Source organism: Micromonospora yongxingensis (assembly GCF_052601155.1).
Genome location: NZ_JBQXEO010000019.1, coordinates 24589 through 46643, shown reverse-complemented (window position 1 = coordinate 46643; position 22055 = coordinate 24589). Strand labels below are relative to the sequence as shown.

Annotated in this window: 19 protein-coding genes; 2 read left to right on the top strand and 17 right to left on the bottom strand. The window is 71.9% G+C overall.

The genetic code is table 11. From position 1 onward, the window contains the following. Positions 1–55 precede the first annotated feature (55 nt). The 10 genes from ACTWLT_RS21900 to ACTWLT_RS21855 all read right to left on the bottom strand — a co-directional run bounded on the left by ACTWLT_RS21900 (position 56) and on the right by ACTWLT_RS21855 (position 13631). Positions 56–2428 carry a glycoside hydrolase family 65 protein gene (locus tag ACTWLT_RS21900; protein WP_445319998.1) on the bottom strand — a complete coding sequence of 791 codons (2373 nt, stop codon included), beginning with the start codon at positions 2426–2428 and terminating at the stop codon, positions 56–58. Then, positions 2425–3216 carry a beta-phosphoglucomutase family hydrolase gene (locus tag ACTWLT_RS21895; protein WP_445319997.1) on the bottom strand — a complete coding sequence of 264 codons (792 nt, stop codon included), beginning with the start codon at positions 3214–3216 and terminating at the stop codon, positions 2425–2427. The genes ACTWLT_RS21900 and ACTWLT_RS21895 overlap by 4 nt, the downstream gene beginning before the upstream one ends. A gap of 61 nt (positions 3217–3277) precedes the next feature. Continuing rightward, a complete protein-coding gene (locus ACTWLT_RS21890) occupies positions 3278–3742 on the bottom strand; it encodes a DUF4442 domain-containing protein (protein WP_252416070.1) in 465 nt (154 codons plus the stop codon). A gap of 65 nt (positions 3743–3807) precedes the next feature. Further along, complete coding sequence (locus ACTWLT_RS21885; RefSeq protein WP_445319996.1) at positions 3808–4806, bottom strand: hypothetical protein; 999 nt, start codon at positions 4804–4806, stop codon at positions 3808–3810. A 93-nt stretch (positions 4807–4899) separates the two neighbouring features. Beyond that, positions 4900–6252 carry an ABC transporter ATP-binding protein gene (locus tag ACTWLT_RS21880; RefSeq protein ID WP_445319995.1) on the bottom strand — a complete coding sequence of 451 codons (1353 nt, stop codon included), beginning with the start codon at positions 6250–6252 and terminating at the stop codon, positions 4900–4902. 80 nt (positions 6253–6332) lie between these two features. Continuing rightward, positions 6333–8543 carry a bifunctional glycosyltransferase/CDP-glycerol:glycerophosphate glycerophosphotransferase gene (locus ACTWLT_RS21875; RefSeq protein WP_445319994.1) on the bottom strand — a complete coding sequence of 737 codons (2211 nt, stop codon included), beginning with the start codon at positions 8541–8543 and terminating at the stop codon, positions 6333–6335. 15 nt (positions 8544–8558) lie between these two features. Then, on the bottom strand, positions 8559–10619 hold the full coding sequence (locus ACTWLT_RS21870) for a DUF5941 domain-containing protein (RefSeq protein WP_445319993.1): 2061 nt from the start codon (positions 10617–10619) through the stop codon (positions 8559–8561). Further along, positions 10616–11362: an ABC transporter ATP-binding protein gene (locus ACTWLT_RS21865; RefSeq protein WP_252416073.1), complete on the bottom strand. Its 747-nt coding sequence runs from the start codon at positions 11360–11362 to the stop codon at positions 10616–10618. Before ACTWLT_RS21865 ends, ACTWLT_RS21870 begins: the two co-directional genes overlap by 4 nt. Further along, positions 11362–12189, bottom strand: coding sequence for an ABC transporter permease (locus ACTWLT_RS21860; RefSeq protein WP_445319992.1), 828 nt, complete (start codon positions 12187–12189; stop codon positions 11362–11364). Before ACTWLT_RS21860 ends, ACTWLT_RS21865 begins: the two co-directional genes overlap by 1 nt. Positions 12190–12260: 71 nt before the next feature. Next, a complete protein-coding gene (locus ACTWLT_RS21855; protein ID WP_445319991.1) occupies positions 12261–13631 on the bottom strand; it encodes an L-serine ammonia-lyase in 1371 nt (456 codons plus the stop codon). A gap of 442 nt (positions 13632–14073) precedes the next feature. Between ACTWLT_RS21855 and ACTWLT_RS21850 the strand changes: the two genes are divergently transcribed. Then, positions 14074–14283: a PspC domain-containing protein gene (locus tag ACTWLT_RS21850; RefSeq protein ID WP_445319990.1), complete on the top strand. Its 210-nt coding sequence runs from the start codon at positions 14074–14076 to the stop codon at positions 14281–14283. A gap of 182 nt (positions 14284–14465) precedes the next feature. Here the strand turns inward: ACTWLT_RS21850 and ACTWLT_RS21845 are convergent, their stop codons facing one another. The 7 genes from ACTWLT_RS21845 to pdxH form a co-directional block, all read right to left on the bottom strand. Beyond that, positions 14466–15257 carry a DUF4230 domain-containing protein gene (locus tag ACTWLT_RS21845; RefSeq protein ID WP_445319989.1) on the bottom strand — a complete coding sequence of 264 codons (792 nt, stop codon included), beginning with the start codon at positions 15255–15257 and terminating at the stop codon, positions 14466–14468. A 96-nt stretch (positions 15258–15353) separates the two neighbouring features. Beyond that, positions 15354–16517: an acyl-CoA dehydrogenase family protein gene (locus ACTWLT_RS21840; protein WP_445319988.1), complete on the bottom strand. Its 1164-nt coding sequence runs from the start codon at positions 16515–16517 to the stop codon at positions 15354–15356. Positions 16518–16561: 44 nt separating this feature from the next. Beyond that, positions 16562–16867 (bottom strand): type II toxin-antitoxin system VapB family antitoxin, encoded by a 306-nt coding sequence (locus ACTWLT_RS21835; protein ID WP_076470742.1) that lies wholly within the window; start codon positions 16865–16867, stop codon positions 16562–16564. 187 nt (positions 16868–17054) lie between these two features. After that, positions 17055–17657, bottom strand: a complete 603-nt coding sequence (locus ACTWLT_RS21830; RefSeq protein WP_445319987.1) for a nitroreductase family protein — start codon at positions 17655–17657, stop codon at positions 17055–17057. 22 nt (positions 17658–17679) lie between these two features. After that, the gene (locus ACTWLT_RS21825; RefSeq protein ID WP_445319986.1) at positions 17680–18609 is read right to left on the bottom strand and encodes an aldose 1-epimerase family protein; all 930 of its coding nucleotides are present in this window, start codon (positions 18607–18609) and stop codon (positions 17680–17682) included. Positions 18610–18627: 18 nt separating this feature from the next. Next, a complete protein-coding gene (locus tag ACTWLT_RS21820; protein WP_445319985.1) occupies positions 18628–19926 on the bottom strand; it encodes an MFS transporter in 1299 nt (432 codons plus the stop codon). Beyond that, positions 19923–20597 carry a pyridoxamine 5'-phosphate oxidase gene (gene pdxH, locus ACTWLT_RS21815; protein ID WP_445320085.1) on the bottom strand — a complete coding sequence of 225 codons (675 nt, stop codon included), beginning with the start codon at positions 20595–20597 and terminating at the stop codon, positions 19923–19925. The genes ACTWLT_RS21820 and pdxH overlap by 4 nt, the downstream gene beginning before the upstream one ends. Before the next feature lie 280 nt (positions 20598–20877). Here pdxH and ACTWLT_RS21810 point away from each other — a divergent pair, with 280 nt between their 5' ends. After that, positions 20878–21984, top strand: a complete 1107-nt coding sequence (locus ACTWLT_RS21810) for a citrate synthase 2 (protein ID WP_234589034.1) — start codon at positions 20878–20880, stop codon at positions 21982–21984. Positions 21985–22055: the final 71 nt, after the last annotated feature.

Here is a 22055-nt window from a genome sequence, read left to right as displayed (position 1 = left end):
CGGGCGCAGGTTCGCTCGTCGGCGGCCGGGGCGGGGATTATTCCCGCCCCGGCCGTCACTGGTCGTGTTCGGGCAACCGCAGCAGTGGCGAGCGGCCCGGCGGCTGCTCCGGCGGTGGCCCGGACGGGTCGGCCGGTGGGACGGGCACGGTCACCGGCTCGTCACAGGTGACCCGCAGCGACTGGTCGTGGTGGCGCAGCTCCACCACGTCCTCCGGGCCGCCGTGGCGCAGCGAGTACGTCGTCTGGTGCGGTCGGACGTCCACCCGCAGGGCCAGCCCGCGCCACTGGAGGGAGAACTCCAGCCGGCTGAGCCGGCTGGAGAGCCGGGGCGCGAACGACAGTTGGCCGTCGTGGTCCCGCAAACCGCCGAGCCCACCAACCAGGGCGAGCCACGCACCGGCCAGCGAGGCCATGTGCACGCCGTCGCGCGTGTTCTCGTTGAGGTCGTGCAGGTCCATCAGCGCGGCCTCGCGCAGGTAGGTGTGTGCCAGCTCCGGAAAGCCCACCTCGGCGGCGAGCACCGCCTGGGTGCAGGCCGACAGCGACGAGTCGCGCACGGTGCGGCGCTCGTAGTAGAGGAAGTTGCGGACCTTCTGTTCCGGGGTGAACGCGTCCCCCCGCCAGTGCATGGCCAGGACCAGGTCGGCCTGCTTGATCACCTGCTTGCGATACAGCTGGAAGTACGGGTAGTGCAGCAGCAGCGGGTACTTCTCCGCGGGTGTGTGCGCGAAGTCCCACTCCTGGAGACGGGTGAACCCCTCCACCTGCTGGTGGACGTCGAGCTCGTCGTCGTACGGGACGTGCATCGAGATGGCCGCGTCCCGCCAGCTCGCCGCCTCCTCGTCGGTGACCCCGAGGTGGAACGCCTCGTCCCGGTAGCGCATCACCACCTCGGCAGCGGTGAGCAGGTTCCGCTGCGCCATCAGATTGGTGTAGATGTTGTCGTTCTTCACCGCCGTGTACTCGTCCGGGCCGGTGACCCCGTCGATGTGGAACTGCCCGTGCCGGTCGTGGTGGCCGATCGAGCGCCACAGCCGGGCGGTCTCCACCAGCAGTTCCAGCCCGATCTCCCGCTCCGCCTCGGTGTCCCCGGTGACCAGCACGTAGCGGCGCAGCGCGTCGGCGACGTCGGCGGCGATGTGAAAGGCCGCCGTGCCGGCCGGCCAGTACCCGGATGATTCCGGGCCCTCGATGGTTCGCCAGGGGAAGGCGGCGCCCTTGAGACTGAGCGTCTCCGCCCGTTCACGGGCCAGCTCCAGGGTGCTGTGCCGCCAGTACAGCGCGTTGCGCACCGCGCTCGGCTGCGTGTAGGTGAGCACCGGCAGGACGAACATCTCGGTGTCCCAGAAAGCGTGCCCGTCGTAGCCGGGCCCGGTCAGCCCTTTCGCCGAGATCGGCCGGCGCTCGGCCCGGGCACCGGCCTGGAGCACGTGGAAGAGGCCGAACCGGACGGCCTGCTGCACCTCCGGGTCTCCTTCGACCCGCACGTCCGCCGCGTCCCAGAACTCGTCGAGGTAGCCGCGCTGCTCCCGGCAGAGCCCGTCCCAGCCGTCCAGCCGGGCACCGGCCAGCGCCGCGCCGACCTGGTCGCGCAGGGCGGGCAGGGAGCGCCGGCTCGACCAGCCGTACGTCAGGTACTTGACCACCCGTAGCTTCTCGCCGGGCTTGAGTACGCAGCCGATGGTGGTGCGGACCCAGTCCTCGTAGCCCTCGGACTCGATGGTGGTGTGGTCCGGGCCGTGCACCTCGTGTTCCATCGCGGCCGCCACTCGCAGGCCGGAGACCTTGGTGCGGTGGATCAGCTGCCCACCGTCGGGGGTGGTGAGTTCCTCCTCGGCCTGCAACGGCGACTCGAGCACCGCCGCGACCCGGGGGTCCTTGCTCTGCGGGGGGAGCGTCTCGTTGGCCACCAGCTCGGACTGCACGATCAGCCGCAGCGGGCCGTCGACGGCCTCCACCTCGTAGTTGATGGCGGCGACCGACCGCTGGGTGAACGACACCAGCCGGGTGCTGCGGACCTTGACCTCCCGGCCGGCCGGTGAGCGCCAGTGCAGCTCCCGGTGCAGGGTGCCGGCCCGCATGTCGAGGATGCGCTCGTGGCTGAGCAGCTCGCCGTAGCGCACGTCGAGCGGTTCGTCGTCGACCAGCAGCCGCACCAGTTTGCCGTTGGTGACGTTGACGATCGTCTGCCCCGACTCGGGGAAGCCGTAGCCGGCCTCCGCGTACGGCAGCGGGCGCAGCTCGTAGAACGAGTTGAGGTAGGTGCCGGGCAGGCCGTGCGGCTCGCCCTCGTCGAGGTTGCCGCGCAGCCCGACGTGCCCGTTGGAGAGCGCGAAGACCGACTCCGACTGGGCCAGCACGTCCATGTCCAGCCGGGTCTCCCGGACGTGCCACGGCTCGACCGGATAGGCCCGCTCCCTGATCACGCGGGACCCCGTTCGGTGGTCGGGTGCGTCGCCACCGGCGGGGCGTCGGGCGCTTCGAGCAGGTCGGCGAGGTCCTTGACGACGATGTCGGCGCCGTGCGCGCGCAGCTCGTCGGCCTGCCCGACCCGGTCGACGCCGATCACGTAACCGAAGCCTCCGGCACGGCCGGCCGCCACCCCGGACAGCGCGTCCTCGAAGACGGCGGCCTGGGCCGGATCGACGCCGAGCATGGTGGCCCCGGCCAGGAACGTGTCGGGGTGCGGCTTGCCGCGCAGCCCCTGCGCCCGGGCGACCAGCCCGTCGACCCGCGCCTCCAGCAGGGGCTCCAGCCCGGCGGCCGCCACCACCTCGTGCCCGTTGGCGCTCGCGGTCACCACGGCCCGACGCAACCTGGCGGCGGCGGCCGCCTGCAGGTACAGCACCGAACCCGGGTAGACCTCGACACCGGAGGTTCGCAGGCGCTCCAGGAGCAGGACGTTCTTGCGGTTGCCGATGCCGTTGACCGTGTCGGCGTCCGGTGGGTCGTCGGGGCTGCCCTCCGGCAGCACGATCCCCCGGGAGGCGAGGAAGGACCGGACGCCGTCGGCCCGGGGCCGGCCGTCGACGTAGCGGTTGTAGTCGGGGCCGGGGTCGAACGGCTGGAACGGCTGGCCGGTTGCCGTGGCGCGCTGCCGCAGGAACTCGTCGAACGTCTGCGTCCAGGCGGCGTTGTGCACCCGGGCGGTCTGCGTCAGCACACCGTCCAGATCGAAGAGACAGGCGGTCACGTGAGCAGGTAGGCCCAGCACGCTACGAATCTAACCACCCCGCCGGGCCGCGAAACCTCGTTTCCGCCGCCGTCGGCGCGGCTCAGTTCGGCCGCAGCGTCCAGATCACGGTCATGGCCGAGGTGGGCGTGCCGTCCTCGGTGGTGATCTCCACCTCGACCGGGAACTCGGGCCGCCGGCCGGCCTCCAGTTCGTCGATGACCTCGAGAGCCGGCCGGCCGAGTCGCGCGGTGGCCAGCACCGAACCCCGGGCCAGCTTGCGGTAGGCGATCTCGGCGCGGACGGCGAGCGGAACGGCGCGGTCGAACAGCTGCCCGAAGGCGGCCACCACCACCGCGCCGGAGGCCGTCTCACCGAGGGTGAACATGGCCCCGGCGTGCGGCCCGCCGACGTGGTTGTGGGTGGCCGGAGAGTCGGGGAGCCGGACGACCGCCCGCACCCCGCCCTCCGCCTCAGGTGCCACCTCGACGAATTCGAAGCCGAGCGTGCGGGCGAACGGCACGGCTTCCAGCATGCCGGCCGCCACCTGGCGGGAGTCGATGGTCATGACCCCGACGTTACTAGCCGGTAACCACCCCGGCAACCAGGCATTTCCCAGGTTTCGCCCACTGCTCAGAGGTTGGCGATGGTCCGCAGGATCTCCGCGTAGAAGTTGCCGTCGATGCTGCGGAACAGGGCGAAATCCTGCTCGGGGTCACCGAAGAACGGACGAAGGGTCCAGGCCAACTGGGTGCCGACGAACCCGAACAGCAGGATCCAGATGTAGAGCAGCGTCATGCTGGCCGGCCGCTCCGCCGGCTGGGCGGACCGCGTCGGCCGGGCACCCCACGGGTGCTGCGACGCCGGGTGGCCGGGCGGCAGCATGCCGGGCGGGAACGAGACACCGGCGGGCTGCCCGGGCCACTGCGCCGGAACCTGCCCCTGGGCCTGCGCAGGAACCTGGGCCGGGGCCGCCACGGCGGGTGACGCGGCGTCGGGGGCGGCGCCGTTCGGGGCCGTACCGGCCGACCCGGCCACCGTCGCTCCGACCGGCACGGCGACCGGCTCGGCGACCTGGGCGGAAACCGGCACGGCGGCCGGAGCCGCCTGGGCCCGGGCCGTCTCCGGCGCGAGCAGGCCGTGATCGTTGAGCACCTGCATCCCACCGGTCAGGAAGCGCAGCCCGACCACCGCCGACAGGGTCAGGATCGCCACGTTGAGCAGTTTGAAGAAGCCGTAGTCGGGCGCGGTGATCAGGAAGAAGAGGCTGATCGGTGCGAACGCCACCGCGAGCATCGAGGTGACCGTGATCGCCACCATCACCAGCGCCAGCGACTGGCGCACCGAGAGCCGGGCGCCGAAGACCAGGTTGAACAGGTAGAGGGTGGGCAGGCAGATCGCCAGCGTGACCAGGAACAGCAGCGGCAGCTTCAACGCGGAGGTCAGCGCCATCAACGGGCTGTGGAACGCGCCCAGCACCGCGCCGTAGCAGGCGAGCGCGATGGCGGAGCTGGCCAGCATCCGCCCGGTCAACGCGTTCAGGTCACGTTCGGCCACGATCTGCTGCCAGATGCCCTGCCGATCGCGGAGGATCCGCTCGATGACGAGCGGGCTGGGACGGTCACCCGACACGGGTGGACCCCTCTCGGTGGTGTTTCACAGTGGACTGGGTGCGCAGACGGTAGGACACCGGCGGCGTCGCCGCCACCCCGCTCCGGCGTGGTGTCAACGCCACCCCACGTCGATCCGGGCGCCGCGCTCGTCGAAGAAGTGCAGCGCGTCCATCCGGACCGAGACGGCGAGCGGGTGACCGGCGGCGACCGCCGGGTACGGCGCCAGCCGCACCGCCAACTCCGCCGGGCGGCGGTGGTGCCGGCCCGGGTCGGGAAGCACGCTCGTCCGGGTGCCACCACCCTGCGAGTCGTCCGCCTCCACCGGCCTGCCGGTGAGTCGCTGCATGACCGAGCCGAACCGGCGCAGGCCGCGCTGGCCCAGCGGTGGCGGCTCCAGCGGTGCGCCCATCTCGTCGACCACGATCGCCGTGGCCCCGATGTCGAGGAACGCCAGTGACTCGTGCCCGTGGTGCTCCAGGTAGCGGATCCGGCCGCGCAGCACGTCACCCGGGCTGTCCGGGCTGACCGGGGTCAGCGCCTCGGCCCGCATGCCGACCACGATCCGCTCGCCGTGGTAGTGCGCCACCGCCCGGCTGCGGATGTCGTCCCAGGGCAGGTAGAGCGACTGCTCGCCGAGGTTGAGCGTGACGTACCGGTCGAGGTGGACGTAGACCGACGCCTCCAGCAGGTTCATCCGCGGGCTGCCCAGGAAGGCGGCCACGTAGAGCGTCGCCGGCCGGCCGTACACCTGGGTGGGGGTGCCCACGTCCTGGAGCACGCCCCGGCGCATGATCGCCACCCGGTCCGCCATGGTGAGCGCCTCGGCCTGGTCGTGGGTGACGTAGACGGTGGTGACGCCCAACTCCCGGGTCAGGCCCGAGATCTCCGCGCGCAGCTCGGCGCGCAGCCCACTGTCGAGGTTGGACAACGGCTCGTCCATCAGGAACAGCCCGGGCCGGCGGACGATCGCCCGGCCCATCGCGACCCGCTGCCGCTGCCCGCCGGAGAGCTGGCCGGGCTTGCGGGCGAGCACGTCGCCGATGCCCAGCGCGCTGGCCACGTCGCCGACCCGCTCACCCCGCGGCGTCGGCTCCACCCCCGCCAGCCGCAGCGGGAAGGCGATGTTGTCGCCGACGGTCATGTGCGGATAGAGCGCGAAGTCCTGGAAGACCATCGCGATCTTCCGATCGCGCGGCGGCAGGTCGTTGGCGAGTTCCCCGTCGAGCAGCACGGCGCCCTGGGTCGGATCCTCCAGACCCGCGATCATTCGCAGCACCGTGGATTTGCCGCAGCCCGACGGGCCGAGCAACACCATGAACTCGCCGTCGTTCACGTCCAGGTTGATGCTGTCGACGGCCAGTGTGCCGTCCTTGAAGATCTTGCTGACATCCTTGAGCGCGACGGTGGTCACCGTCTCCTCCCCCAGCTCGTCGGCCGAACCCCACAAGACTGTGACCAGGATCATTCGATAAGCACATCGGGTGAACGTCTCATGTTCGATCGATGACGCCGCTATTAATCGACACACGCCGGTGCCCGGCGCGATCAGCAGCGCGGCGACAGCCCGATCGGCTCGTCCAGGAACACCCGACGCACCACCCGCTCCGCCGCGTGCCCGTCCTCCAGCGCACAGAACCGACCCCGGAAGTGCTCGCGGGCCTTCACCGCCGCGTCCGAGCGCACCGCATCGGTACGGAACAGGTCGAGCAGGTCGGCGAAGGTGGTCGCCACCGCGCCCGGCGGCTCCGCCGTGACGTCGAAGTAGACCCCCCGCGCCAGCCGGTACGCCTCCCAGTCCGGGGTGTAGAGCACGATCGGCCGATCCAGGACCGCGTAGTCGAACATCGCCGAGGAGTAGTCGGTGACCAGCACGTCGGCGATCAGGTAGAGATCCTCGACCCGCTGGTGGCCGCTGACGTCACGGACCCGCTCCCGATCCACCTGCCGTCCCGGGCGGCGATCCCGGTCGTGGAAGTAGTGGCTGCGCATCAGCAGCCGGCCGGATTCACCCAAGGCGTCGACGAACCGGTCCGGGTCGAACGGCGGCCGGTAGCCGGGCAGGTGCTCGCGGTGGGTCGGGGCGTACAACACGACCTGCTCGTCGGGGCCGATGCCGAACTCCGCGCGCAGCCGGCGCACCTCGTCCGGGCCGGCGGTGACCAGCCGGTCGTTGCGCGGGTAGCCCACCTCCAGCGTGGTGTACGTGGCCGGGTAGGCCCGATCCCACATCTGGGTGGAGAAGCTGTTCGCGCTGACGCTGTAGTCCCAGCGGTCCACCCGGCGCAGCAGCCCCGGAAAGTCCATCCGGCCCGCCCCGATCGGGTAGCGCTGCTGGTCCAACCCCATCACCTTGACCGGCGTGCCGTGGTGGGTCTGCACGTGCACCTGCTCCGGCCGCTTGCGGACGAAGTCCGGGAAGTTGACGTTGTTGACCAGCCACCGGGCGCGGGCCAACGCCCGGTAGTACGCCGGAGTGCCGGCCACGACGTACTCCGCCCCGGCCGGCACGGTGTCCACCCGGTCCCGGCGCACGATCCACACACCCCGCACCCCCGGAGCCAGCCGGCGGGCCACCTCGTAGATCGCCGCCGGGTTGCAGGCGTAGCCCCGGTACCAGTAGGCCGCGTAGACCGCGAGCGTCGGGTCCACCGGCCGGCGCAGCTCCGCCCGGTAGTACTCGCGCAGCAGGCCGTCCCGGGTCAGCCGGGCGCCGCGCCGGGCGGCCGGAGCGACCCGGCGCCGCGCGGTACGGGCCTGTCGGCGGGCCACGTCGCGGGCCCGGCTGGCGGTCCGCAACGCGCTGAACGTCCGCCAGCGGCCGGTGGCGACCAGTCGGTGTTTGATCCCCTCCACCCCGTCCGGCACGGGATAGCCGCCCTCCGGCAGCCACCGCGCGTAGTCGGCGGTAATCTGCGCGAAGAAGGCCGGCCGCAGCTCCGGGGCGATCCGCTGGCCATTGCCGAGCACGGTCAGGTAGTGCCAGATCATCCGCTCGAAGACCGCCGGCCGCAGATCGCCCACCGCCGGCCCCCAGGAATCCATCAGGTGGAAGACCCGGTGCCACTGCGGGAACACCTCGAAATGCCGGTCACCGCGGGTCCGGGTGATCGCACCGGCGCGGCGCTGCCGGTAGTTGACGCAGACCAGGTCGAGTACGCCGATCCGCTGCGCCGCCATCAGCACCGGGTAGCTGAACGAGACGTCCTCGTACCAGCCGGGCGCGAAGCGCAGCCCCATCTCGACCAGGAACTCCCGGCGGACCACCCGGTTCCACGCGGTGTGCAGCAGCCGCATCGCCTCCGGCCGCTCCCGCAGCCGGAAGGTGGTCGCGCCGGGCGGCTCCGGGAAAACCTCGGCCATGGCGCTGCGGGTGGCGGTGTCGTTCCAGTGCGTCCGGACGTGGTCGACCAGCAGCACGTCCGGTCGGGTGTCCCGCAGCCGCTCGGCGACGGCCGGCAGGCACTCCGGCGCCAGCCAGTCGTCGCCGTCGAGGAACCACACGTACTCGCCGACGGCCCGGTCCAGCCCGATGTTGCGGGCCGGACCGAGGCCGGCGTTCTCCGACAGCCGGACCGAGCGGACCCGCTGGTCACGGGCCGCGTACTCGTCGATGATCTCGCCGCTGGAGTCCGGTGAGCAGTCGTCGACGGCGATCACTTCGAGGTCGGTCTCCGGCTGGCCGAGGATCGAGTCGAGACACTCGCGCAGGTATCCCTGCACCCGGAAGGCCGGTACCACGAAACTGATCAGGGTCATCCGGCCGTCCCTCCGTCAGCGCGGCGCGGCCCCTCCCGCGCCCGCCGGCGCGGCCGACGCCCGCGCGCTACGGGCCGGCCGGACGAACCAGGCCAGGACGACGCTCGCCACGAAAACCACGAGAAGGTACGCACCGAGTGTAGCCATGCCGATACTCACGATTCCGGCAATCGCCGCGAGGGCCACCAGCACGGAGCGACCCTCCCAACCCAGCGTGGCCGGGTGCAGTGGGGGTGCCGCCTGCCGCTTCTCCAGACGCGCCGTCAGGTCGTAGTGGTGCACCGTCAGCACGAAGACGTAGCCGAAGATCAGCCACCCCGGCGCACCGCCGACCACACCGACCGCGATCGCGAACAGGTACTCGGCGGCCCGCAGCGCGGCGGGCACCAGCCAGTCCAGCGGACCGTTGTGCGCGGCTCCGGAACCCAGGCCCCCGACCAGCAGCACCAGCAACGCCACCGGCACCGCCCAGCGCAGCCCACCGGGCGCGTCGGTCAGCAGCGCCGCGACCAGGAGAACCGCCGGGCCGAGCGCGGCGATCACCGCCAGGGTCAGCGGCCCCATCGGGCGGACCACCGGAAGCCGGCGGGCCAGCGGGCCGTCGTCGCGGTGCAGGGTCGCGTCGACGGTGTCCAGCACCGGCACCCACATCCAGCGCGCCCGCAACGTCCGCAACGCCCCGGTGTACGCGAACGCCAGCGCACCCCAGACCAGCACCGCGATCAGGCTGACCAGCGGGTTGAACAGCGCCACGGTCAGCGCGATCAGCGCCCACCGCTCGCCGATCGGGAAGACCACGGTCCGCTTCAGCCAGTACGACACCGAACCCGTGTCCGCCTGCACCCGGGTCGACGCCGCGTTCAGCCGGTCACCGATCCCACCGCTGGCACCCGTCGCCGTCCGTGGACGGCGGGCGGCCTCGTCGTGCAGCACCCCGTACCAGGTGTCGGTCATGTGCCGGACGGTCTGCAACGTCATCGCGGCGATCGCCAACGCCCAGCCGTTGCCCAGCCCGGCGTGGCTCACCCCGAAACCCAACCCGGCGTAGACCAGATACTCCTTGGCCCGGTCCGCCATCGTGTCCAACCAGCCACCCCAGGCGCTGAAGTGCCGGGTGTAGCGGGCCAGTTGGCCGTCCACGCAGTCCAGGACGAAACCGAGGTAGAGCAGCACCGCGCCGCTGACCAGCGCGACCCGACCACCGACCCCGAACAGCACCGCGGCGGCCACCGCGAAGAGCACCGAGATCACCGTCACCCCGGTCGGGGTGAGGCGGAGCCGCGCCGCCAGCCGGACCACGTACGGCGACCAGGTGCTGACGAAGTAGGTGGAGAAGAAGTCGTCCTTCTCCTTCACCGACAGCCGCAACTCGGCCCGGTCCTCGTCGACCGCCGTCACCGCCGCCTCGGCGGCCGCCAGCCCGGCAGTATCGTCCACCCGGTGCGCCACGAGCAGGCGTACCCGCTGGGCGAAGATCAGGGTGCCGAGCGCGGCGAGACCCGCGACGAGCCGGTCCACGGCGGACCCGGGGCCACCGGCCGCGACCGACGCGCCGGTCCCCGCCCCGACGGCCGGTGACAGCGGCGCCACGTCACCGACGGGGCCGACGGGAGCGGCGACGGGCAGCACGCCGGAGGCCGCGGCCCGGGCGGCGGCGGCGAGGGTCGGCAGGTCGTCCACGCCCACCCGCAGCGCACCGCCGAACACGCCCGTGGCCGCACCGTCGAGGGCGTCCAGCCCGCCCGCGTCGACGATCTGGCCGCGCTCCTCGCGCACGGCGGTACGCCCCGGGACGGGCGGGTCGGCGAGCACCAGCGCCACCGTCGGCCCGACCGGGCTGGTGGCCAGGTGCCGCAGCACAGCGGTGTGTGCCACCAGGTCGGTGCCCGTCACCAGCAGCGGGCCGGTGGCGGAGTCGGCCAGCGCGGCCAGTTCGTCGAGGTTGGCGGCGAAGCGCACCTCGTCCGCCCCGGCCCGACGCAGCTGGGCGGCGAGCCGGTCGGCCAGCGGCTCCCCGGTCGCGGTGGTCAGGCCCGCCGCGGGCGTCCCGGCGGCGAGCACGATCGCGAGCGTCACCGCGGGACCGCGGCGTGGTACGCGTCGAGCGCCTCGGCGATGGTGCCGTCGAGCGTCAACCGGCCCGCGTCGAGGTACAACCCCCGACGGCAGAACCGGGTCAGGTCCTTTTCGTTGTGTGACACCAACACGAGCGTGCGCCCCTCCCCGAGCAGACGATCAATCGTCGCGTAACACTTCTTGCGGAACTCCGCGTCGCCGACCGCGGTCACCTCGTCCATCAGCAGGATCGGGTGCGGCAGGTGCGAGATGATCGCGAAGCCGAGGCGCACCTTCATGCCCGACGAGTAGTGCCGCACCGACGTGTCGATGGCCCGTTCCACCTGCTCACCGGCGAACTCGACGATCTCGTCGAAGTGCCGCTTCAGGTAGCCCGTCGACAGCCCGTGCAGGCCACCCACCAGGTGCAGGTTCTCCCGCCCGGTCAGATCGTTGGAGAAACCGGCGGAGAGTTCCAACAGCGGGGCCACGGCACCGTGCACCCGGATGCTGCCCTCGTCCGGTATGAGCACCCCGGCGATCAGCCGCAGCAGAGTGCTCTTACCGGTGCCGTTGCGGCCGATCACCCCGACGGTCTCGCCCGGCTCGACGGTGAACGACACGTCGCGCAGCGGCCAGAACTGGCCCGGCAGGGCACCGCGGGCACCCCGGTGGATGAACAACTCGCGCAGCCGCAACTGGCGGCGGCGGTTGCGGACGAACCGGATGCCCAGACCGTCGGCCTCGATGATCGGCGCGGCCATCAGAGTTCCTTGAGCACGGCGGGTTCCAACCGGCGGAACGACCACCAGCCGGCGGCCAGCACCAGCAGGCTGCCGACGACCGTGGTCGCGAGCAGCCGGGCGTCCGGGAACTCGTCCGGGTACCAGATCGCGTGGTGCAGCTGGAAGATTCCGACCAGCGGGTTCAGCTCGTACACGACCTTCAGCCAGCCCGGCAGGCCCGACTCGCGGACCAGGCTGAGCGGATAGATGATCGGCGTGGCGTAGAAGAGCACCCGGATGATCAGCCGCATGAGCCGTTCCACGTCGCGCATCAGCACGTTCCACGCGGAGAGCAGCAGCGCGAGCCCGGTCAGCAGGACCGCCTGGACGGCCACCGCGAGCGGCAGGGAGAGCAGCGACCAGCCGGGGTGGATCCGGCCGTGCACCACGTAGATCACCGCGATGGCGATCAGGATCGGCAGGCCGGCCGCGTACTCGGCGAACCGGCCGGTGACCCGGCCGATCGGAAAGACCTGGCGCGGCACGTTCATCGTGGTGATCAGCCGCGACTGGCCGGTCAGGGCGTTGGTCGCCTCACTCAGCGCCGAACTGGTCCACATCCAGGCGAAGATCCCGGTGATCAAAAACAGCGGGTACGACCCGGCCGCCTCGCCCAGGTGCCTCCCGGTGTCCCGGGAGTAGAGCACGCCGAAGACGAACCAGTAGATGGCGCCCATGCCGAGCGGCTCGATCAGCGACCAGAAATAACCCAGCACCGACTGTTGGTACTTGACCGCCAGGTCCCGCCTGACCAGGATGCGCAGCGAGTTGCGGTGCGACCACAACGCCGCGACGCCAGAGGTCACCGCAGCCTCCCGCCTCCTGAAACGGACGACAGGTTAGCAGTCGGTGAACGAATGCCCCGAATCGGCCGGACTCAGCACTCGATCACGTTGACGGCCAGACCGCCACGCGCCGTCTCCTTGTACTTGACCTTCATGTCGGCGCCCGTCTCCCGCATGGTCTTGATGACCTTGTCCAGCGACACCTTGTGCACACCGTCGCCGCGCAGCGCCAGCCGGGCGGCCGTGATCGCCTTGATGCTAGCCACGGCGTTCCGCTCGATGCAGGGGATCTGCACCAGGCCACCCACCGGGTCACAGGTCAGGCCGAGGTTGTGCTCCATCCCGATCTCGGCGGCGTTCTCCACCTGCTCCGGGGTGCCCCCGAGCGCCTCGGCGAGCCCCGCCGCGGCCATCGAACAGGCCGAGCCGACCTCACCCTGGCAGCCGACCTCCGCGCCGGAGATCGACGCGTTCTCCTTGAACAGCACGCCGATGGCGCCGGCCGCCAGCAGGAACCGCACCACGCCGTCCTCGGAGGCGTCCGGCACGAACCGGGTGTAGTAGTGCAGCACCGCCGGGATGATCCCGGCCGCGCCGTTGGTCGGCGCGGTGACCACCCGACCGCCGGCGGCGTTCTCCTCGTTGACCGCGAGGGCGAACAGCGTCACCCAGTCCATCGCGTGCAGCGGGTCGGTGGTGCCGGCGTCCGCCTCCAGGCTGCGCCGCAGCTCGGCCGCGCGCCGCCGGACCTTCAACCCACCCGGGAGTACGCCGTCCCGCTCACAGCCGCGCTCCACGCACTCCCGCATCACCCGCCAGATCTCCAGCAGGTCGGCCCGGATCTCCGCCTCGCTCCGCCAGGAGCGCTCGTTGGCGAGCATCACCTCGCTGATCGACAGGCCCGTGGTGGTGGTGACCTCCAGCAACTGCGCCCCGGTCAGGAACGGGTACCGCACGCGGGTGCTGTCCGGCTTGATCCGGTCCGCGCCGGCGGCCGCCTCGTCGACCACGAAACCGCCACCGACGGAGTAGTAGGTGCGGCTACGCAGCTCCACGCCCGCCCCGTCGTACGCCACGAAGGTCATCCCGTTCGGGTGGTACGGCAGCGACCGGCGACGGTGCAGCGTCAGGTCCCGGCCCGGGTCGAAGTCGATCTCGTGCGCGTCCAGCAGGCTGATCCGCCGCTCGGCCCTGATCCGCTCCACCCGAGGGCCGACGGTGTCCGTGTCGACCGTCTCCGGCGCCTCGCCGGCCAACCCCAGCAGCACGGCCCGGTCGCTTCCGTGACCGTGGCCCGTGGCGCCCAGCGAGCCGAACAGCTCGGCCTGCACCCGTGCCGTGTCGGCGAGCAGCCCGTCGGCCTTGAGCCCCGCCACGAAGGTGCGAGCGGCCCGCATCGGACCCACGGTGTGCGAGCTGGACGGCCCGATGCCGACGCTGAAGAGATCGAAAACACTGATCATGGCTGCGCTTCCTCGCCGTCGTCCCGTGGTACGGGATCCGGCCCTGTCGTGGCCACCGGTCAGGCGGCCCCGCTCGTGGCCGCCCGGTCGGGTGGCCGCCGGTCACCCGGGGTGTGGGTGCCCAACCAGCGAGCCTACCCGCCCAGTTCACGCCCCACCCGGCCACCGGGACGTGGACACCTGCCCGCCGCCTCAAGATCACGCACGATCCACGATCCGGTGGCCTCCTCCCCGACCTGAGGCCACCACATCCAGGATCGAGCACGATCTCCCACGTACCGGCCTGCGCCCGCCCGCGGAAGGCGTCGGGGAGGGGTCCCCCGGGTAATGCACCTACGGGTCCACGGTCCGCCGATCGTCCTCGGGACCGAGGGCGAGCTGGTCATCCCTTTCTACCGTGGATTGCAGACGCGGCGTACCGCCGCAGAGTGGGAGTACGACGATGAGTCGCAAACTGGTTCGGCCCCGCCAGGGGCGCATGATCGCCGGTGTCTGCGCCGGCCTCGGTCAGCGGTTCGGCATGTCCGCCGGGATGGTCCGGCTGCTGTTCCTGCTGTCGTTGCTGCTGCCCGGCACCCAGGTGATCGTCTACGTGATCCTCTGGTTCCTCATGCCGAACGAGGACCGCTACCTCGCCTCCACCGGGCACTGACCCTTCCCCTCCGGACACCGCGCGGCGTGAGGCAGCAACTTCAACGTGCTGCCCCACGACCGCCGGAGACCTCACCATCCCTGAGGTTGCGTGGATCTTGCCCGGCGCGGCGCGGGGGGGTCAGCACGGAAGCGCCCGCCCCGACGGTTGTCGGCGCGGGCGCTTCCGTGTGAGGTCGTGGATCAGGGTGCGGTGTAGGTGACCGTCACCTGCTGGTAGCCGAGGGAGCGCAGCAGCCCCTCCAGCATCTTGCGGGTGTTCTCCTCGGCCCGGGCGGACAGCCCGCTGTCCCGGGCGGCGGCGGTGATCCGTTCCTCGGCGAGCTGGTAGACCTGCTGCTGCCGGTTGGGGTCGTTGCCGACCAGGTCGCCGAGTCGGTTGAGCAGACCCCGCTGCTCGGCGAAGACGTAGCTCTTCTCCAGGTCGAGGTTGGTCTCGCCGAGCTGCGGTGCCGGCAGCTTGATCTCGACCGACGTGCCGTCGGCGGACTCGACGACGGCGCCCTCACCGATCTTGCCGAAGTCGACGTACGCCTCGACGCTGCCCGCCCCGACGAACAGGGTGCGCTCGTTGAGCAGGAAGTCGGGAACGTTGCGCCGGTCGTTCTGGGTGTCGACCACGACCTGGAAGTTGCCCTCGGCGGCCACGTAGCGGCTGAGGTCCTGGATCGACTTCAGCAGCGGCGGCTGGCTGCGGTCGGTCTGCTCCTTGGCGAACGGGTTGCGGAACTCCGGAAGGAGCCCGGTCGCCTGCACGCCGAGCAGCACCACCACGGCCAGCGCGGCCGCGCCGAGCAGCACGAGCAGGCCGCGCGCCGGCCCACCGGCACCGCCGGTCGTCGGGCCGCCGGAGCCCCCCGGTGTGTCCGAGGTCGGCTCGGATGTCGAGGCCGACCGCTCCTTGAGGTCGTCGCCGGTCGGGTAACCGGGGAACTCCCTCGTGGGCTCGTTGATGCCAGCGTCGCGGGCCATCACCCTCACCGTCCTCGTCAGACACGTCGTCTGGCATTGACGGTACGGCCCCCGTACGACAGCCGCGCGTCGAGCGCCCGGAATGCACAAAGGGGCAGGTCAGGCGAAGGCGGAGACCCCTGTGAGCCGCTGCCCGACGACCAACTGGTGGATCTCGGAGGTGCCCTCGTACGTCAGCACGCTCTCCAGGTTGTTCGCGTGCCGCATCACCGGGTACTCACCGGAGACGCCGTTGGCACCGAGGATGGTGCGGCACTGCCGGGCGATGGCCAGGGCCTCCCGCACGTTGTTGAGCTTGCCCACGCTGACCTGCTCCGGCTTCAGTCGGCCGGCGTCGGCGAGCCGGCCCAGGTGCAGCGCGAGCAACTGCCCCTTCACCAGCTCGACGGCCATGTCGGCGAGCTTGGCCTGGGTGAGTTGGAACCCGGCCAGCGGGCGACCGAACTGGGTGCGGGTCGTGGCGTACGCCAGCGCGGTCTCCAGGCAGTCGCGGGCGGCACCGACCGAGCCCCAGACGATGCCGTAGCGGGCCTCGGTGAGGCAGCTCAGCGGGGCCTTGAGGCCGACCGCCTCGGGCAGTTGGGCGTCCGCCGGCAGCCGGACGTCGTCGAGCACGATCTCGCCGGTCACCGACGCGCGCAGCGACATCTTGCGGTGGATCTCCCGGGCCGTGACACCGGGCGTGTCCATGGGTACGGCGAAGCCCCGGACGCCCTCGTCGGTGCGCGCCCAGATCACCCCGACGTCGGCGATCGGCGCGTTGGTGATCCACATCTTGCCGCCGGTGAGCACCCAGTCGTCGCCGTCGCGGCGCGCCCGGGTGGCCATCGACGCCGGATCGGAGCCGTGGTCCGGCTCGGTCAGGCCGAAGCAGCCGATCGCCTCGCCGGTCGCCATCGACGGCAGCCAGCGTTGCTTCTGCTCCTCGCTGCCGTAGCGCCAGATGGCGTACATGGCCAGTGAGCCCTGCACCGAGACCAGGGAGCGGACGCCGGAGTCGCCGGCCTCCAACTCCTGGCAGGCCAGCCCGTAGGCGACCGCGGAGGCGCCGGCGCAGCCGTAGCCGGTCAGGTGCATGCCGAGCAGCCCGAGCTTGCCGAACTCCCGGGCCAGCTCGCGGGCCGGCACCCGGCCCTCCTCGTACCAGTCGGCGACGTGCGGGCGTACCCGGTCGTCGACGAGCTGGCGTACGACGTCGCGGATCTGCCGCTCCTCCTCGGTGAGCGACGGATCGAGGTCGAGCAGGTCCAGTGGAGCGGTCATGGACGCCACCTTAACGAAGACTCAGGCCGGTGGGTGGTGTCGCGTCACTCGACCGGTTCGGAGAGCACCAGCACCCGGGCGTGGATCTGGTTGCGCTGCTGGAGCGCGGCCCGCAACGCCCGGTGCAGCCCGTCCTCCAGGTAGAGCCCGCCGTTCCACTGCACCACGTGCGGGAAGAGGTCGCCGTAGAAGGTCGAGTCCTCGGCGAGGAGCTTGTCGAGCGCCAACTCACGCTTGGTGGTGATCAACTGGTCCAGACGCAGCGGTCGCGGCGGGATCTCCGCCCACTGCTTGAGCGTCAGGTTGTGCTCCGGATAGGGACGCCCGTCCCGGACCGCTCTGAAGATCACGACGGCACGCTCCCCTCCCCGTGGCCGGGCCGACCGACGGCGCCGAGCCGGGCCGCGGCGGGCACCGCGCGGCGCGGCACCGATGACCGTGCCAGCCTAGCGGCCCAGCGCACCCTACGTTCTGCTCCCTGATGTCAGTTTCGCTACCGCTCGTCCGATCCTCAACTGGACAAACAGGATTGCACGCTCAACTCCACCTGCCCCGCCGCACCACCTCGTCCACCGGACGACGCCCACGGCGCAGCGACGGTGACCGATGGTCGGGTGCCCGGTAACCGATTGTGACGGCACCGATGGGTTGGTACTCCGCCGGCACGCCGAACGCGTCGCGGTAGGCGGACAACCGTTGCGGCGGAATGCCGAAGAAACACGCTCCCAGCCCCTCGTCCACGGCGGTGAGCAGCATCAGCAGGGCGGCGAAGCCGGTGTCCACATGCCAGTACGGCACCGGCCAGCGGTCGGTGGACCGGTCCGTCCAGCCCTTGTCCGGCTCCGCGTACCGCTGCAGGTAGGCCGACTCGTTGGCGTGCGGCACCACGATCAGCGGTGCCCGGCGCATCCCCACCAGCCAGCGCTCCCGCCCGCCACCCTCCGGGGTGGTGGCGGCCCAGAACCGTTCCCGGTCGGCCGCCTCCTCCAGCACCAGGAAACCCCAGCCCTGCGCGAACCCGGCCGACGGCGCGCGGACCGCGTGGTCGAGCAGCCGGTCCACCACGTCAGGCGGGACCGGACGGTCGGGGTCGTAGTTGCGCACCATGCGCCGACGGCGGACGACCTCGGCGAACTCCATCCCGCTCCCTCCGCCGGCCCGGTCAGGCCCCGGGCCGGATGCCCCAGGCACCCCGCCAGGTCGTGCCGGGCTTGAGCGTGAGCAGGTCCTTGCCGGAGCGGAACGCGTCCGGCGGGCAGGTCATCGGCTCGATCGCCACCGAGCGGCGGTGTCGTTCGCCCGTCAGCGCGTCGCCGGTGAACACCTGCCACCAGCCGAACTCCTGGTCCGCCCAGATGCGCACACCGGCCGAGCCGTCCGGCGCGGCCAGGCTGACCGACGATCCACCGTCGGCGTCGGCGATCACCTGACCGAAGCAGAGGTCCAGCTTGGCCGCGCCGATCCGGCGCGGGCTGGTCCAGTCGTACTCGGTGCCGGCCACCGGGGTCACCCCGACCGGCAGCAGCCGCCCGTCCACCAGCAGCCGGCCACGGGTCGGCAGCCGCATGACCAGGTCGTCGACCGCGACGCCCGGCACCTGCAGGTACGGGTGCACGGAGAAACCGAACGGCGCCAGCTCACCGCCGGTGTTGGTCACCTCGTGCTCGGCCCGCAGCCCGTCCTCGCCGACGCTCCACCGGCTGCGCAGCCGCAGCGGCCACGGGTAGCCGGGCTGCGGCGGCAGGTCGTAGCCGACCGTCACCGCGTCCGCCGACTGCTCCAGCAGCCGCCACGGCACCCAGTTGACCAGCCCGTGGATGGCCACGTGCCGCTCCGGCTCGGTCAGCGGGAGCTGGTGCGTACGGTCCCCGAACGCGTAGCGGCCATCCCGGATCCGGTTCGGCCAGGGCGCCAGCACCTGCCCGGCGCAGCCGGGGCAGACCTCGTCCGGCTGGTAGCCGTCGACCAGGTCGACACCGTCGTGCCGGTACGTCCGCAGCCCGCCGCCGACCTCCACGATGACGGCCTCGTGGCCGGCGGCGGAGATGGTCCACTGGGCGCCGGAGAACGGGCGCTGATCGGGGCTTTCCATGCCGGCGACCCTAACCGGTCACGTCCGGTCACCGCTCGATGCCGTCGCCGCCCGGTAGCGCAGCAGCGCCGGGAAGGCGACCGCGAGCACCACCACGAGCACCGCCGAGGCGAGCCCGCCGGCCACCCAGGCCACGCCGCCGCCGAACCCGGCGGCCATGGTGCCGGCGCGCAGGTCGCCGAGGCGCGGGCCACCGGCCACCACCACCGTGTTGACGCCCTGGAGACGGCCACGCATCCGGTCCGGCGCGTACACCAGCAGCATCGACTGTCGCAGCACGGCGCTGACCAGGTCGGCGGCGCCGGCCACGGCGAGCAGCAGGACCATCAGCCAGAGCTGGTGGGCCAGCCCGGCGGCGGCGATCGCGAGGCCCCAGGCGACCACCGCGACCACCAGGCCGAGGCCCTGCCGGCGGAGCCGACCGATCCAGCCGGAGGTCAGCCCGCCGATCATCGACCCGATCGCGATGGCGCTGTAGAGCAGGCCGACCGCGCCGCCTCCGCCGAACCGTTCGTTGGCGATCTCCGGGAACAGCGCTCGCGGCATGGCCAGGATCATGGCGATCAGGTCCACCCCGAAGGAGAGCAGCAGCACCGGCGTCGTGGCCAGGTAGCGGAACCCGTCGACCACGCTGGCCAGGCCGGCGCGGCGGGCCTGGCCGTCCTCGGTCGGCTCGGGTGGCAGCGCGGGCAGGCGCAGCGCGGCCCAGAGCATCGCGGTGAACAGGACCGCGTCCAGCCCGTACGCGATCGGCAGGACGACCGCGACGTTCGGCGAGGCCGCGAGGATCAGGCCCGCGGCGAGCGGACCGGCGACCGAGGCGGCGGTGAACGTGGTGTAGTTCAGGGTGCTGGCGGCCGGGACCAGGTCGTCCGGGACCAGCCGGGGCAGCATCGCGCTGCGAGCCGGCGAACTGATCGCGAACGCCACCGACTGCACCGCCATCAGCACCAGCAGCAGCACCGGGCTGCGCACGTCCAGCAGTGCCTGGACCAGCAGCCCGAGGGTGGACGCCCAGAGCAGCAACGACCCGCCGAGCAGCACCACCCGGCGGTCGCGGGCGTCGGCGACCGCGCCGCCCCAGAGCCCGAAGACCAGCAGCGGCACGAAGGCCGCCACGCCCAGCAGGCCGACCCAGAACGAGTCCCTGGTCAGGGCGTACATCTCCACGGGTACCGCGACGGCCGTGAACTGGAAGCCGAACATCGCCACGGTGTTGCCGAGCCAGAGCCGCCGGTACGCCGGCACCCGAAGCGGACGCACGTCGATCGCCCAGCGGCGCGCTCCACGCGGCCGGGCCTCCTGCACACCGGTCACGGCGCCAACCGCTCGACGACCCAGCTCGACGACCCGGTGGGCGCGCCACCGGGACCGTCGTCGGGTGGACCGCCGTCGGCGGTGCGGCGGAAGCGGAGCCGGTCGTGCAACCGGCTGGCCCGGCCCTGCCAGAACTCCACCGACTCGGGCCGGACCCGCAGGCCGCCCCAGTTGGGCGGCGTCGGGATGACTGCTTCGCCGTCGAACCGCTCGGCAGCCGCCCGGTAGCTCTCCTCCAGCGCCGCCCGGTCCGGCACGACCTGCGACTGAGGGCTGGCCCAGGCGCCCAACTGGGAGCCTCGCGGGCGGCTGGCGAAGTACGACTCGCTCGTCGCGCGGTCGACCGGCGCGATCCGCCCGGTGACCACCACCTGACGCTGCATCGGGAACCACGGGAAGACCAGGCTGGCGTACGGGTTCGCGGACGCCTCGACGCCCTTGCGGGAGAGGTGGTTGGTGAAGAAGACGAAGCCCTCCGGGTCGTACCCCTTCAGCAGCACGGTCCGGCCGCTCGGCCGGCCGGCGGCGTCGGCGGTGCCCACCACCATCGCGTTCGGTTCGGGCAGCCCGAAGGCCACCGCGTCGGCGAACCAGCGGTCGAACTGGGTGTGCCAGTCGGCGGCCAGATCGGCTTCGGTCAGGCCCAGGTCCGCGGCGTACTCGTTACGCATCGCGGCCGGGCCGGGTGTGTCGCCCGTCACGTACCCACTCCTTCTCGGCGGCCCCGCCGGCGCCCTCCCGCGCTGGCCAGCACGCACCGCCCAGTCTCACCGAGCGGCGCGCAGAATGCGCGTCCGGGGATGTCGTGTGCAGCACAGTCGCAGCGGGTCGCGTATCCGGTTACTCAGCAGGCAAGATGTTCCGAACACATCCCTGAGGGTCGCCTAAGGCGCTCGGCCGACCGGGCCGGATGAGCTGATCGGGCGCACCGAGCAGATCCAGGAGAGCGACATGGCCGATTTCAAACCCGGGCTGGAGGGCGTGGTCGCCTTCGAGACCGAGATCGCCGAACCTGACCGTGAGGGTGGCGCGCTGCGCTATCGCGGAGTCGACATCGAGGATCTGATCGGCCAGGTCTCGTTCGGCAACGTGTGGGCCCTGCTGGTCGACGGCCGGTTCGGGCCGGGCCTGCCGCCGGCGGAGCCGTTCCCGGTGCCGGTGCACTCCGGCGACATCCGCGTCGACGTGCAGTCCGCGGTCGCCATGCTGGCCCCGTACTGGGGGCTCAGCCAGCTGCTGGACATCTCCGACGAGCAGGCCCGCGAGGATCTCGCCCGGGTGTCGGTGACCGCGCTCTCCTTCGTCGCCCAGTCCGCCCGGGGCCTCGGCCTGCCGGCGGTACCGCAGAAGGAGATCGACAAGGCGCAGACCATCGTCGAGCGGTTCATGAAGCGCTGGCGGGGCGAGCCCGACCCGCGGCACGTCAAGGCCGTCGACGCGTACTTCATCTCGGCCGCCGAGCACGGCCTGAACGCCTCCACCTTCACCGCCCGCATCGTCGCCTCCACCGGCGCGGACGCGGCGGCCTGCATCTCGTCGGGCATCGGCGCCCTCTCCGGCCCGCTGCACGGCGGCGCACCGTCCCGGGTGCTCAGCATGTTGGAGGCGGTGGAGCGCAGCGGTGACGCCGAGGGCTACGTCAAGGGCGTACTGGACCGCGGCGAGCGGCTGATGGGCTTCGGTCACCGGGTCTACCGGGCCGAGGACCCGCGCGCCCGAGTGCTCCGGCGCACCGCCAAGGAGCTGGGCGCGCCCCGCTTCGAGATCGCCGAGGCGCTGGAGAAGGCGGCACTGGCCGAGTTGCAGGCCCGCCGCCCGGACCGGGTGCTGGCCACCAACGTCGAGTTCTGGTCGGCCGTCGTGCTGGACTTCGCCGAGGTGCCCGCGCACATGTTCACCTCCATGTTCACCTGCGCCCGGATGGGCGGCTGGAGCGCGCACATCCTGGAGCAGAAGCGCCTGCAGCGGCTGGTCCGCCCGTCGGCCCGCTACGTGGGCCCGAACACCCGCAAGCCCAGCGACGTCGAGGGCTGGAGCGCCATCCCGCACGGCGTCTGAGGTGTGCGAGGGGCCCCTCCCGACGGCTGCCGTTCGGGAGGGGCCCTTTCCTGTCCGCCGTCGGCGGGCGG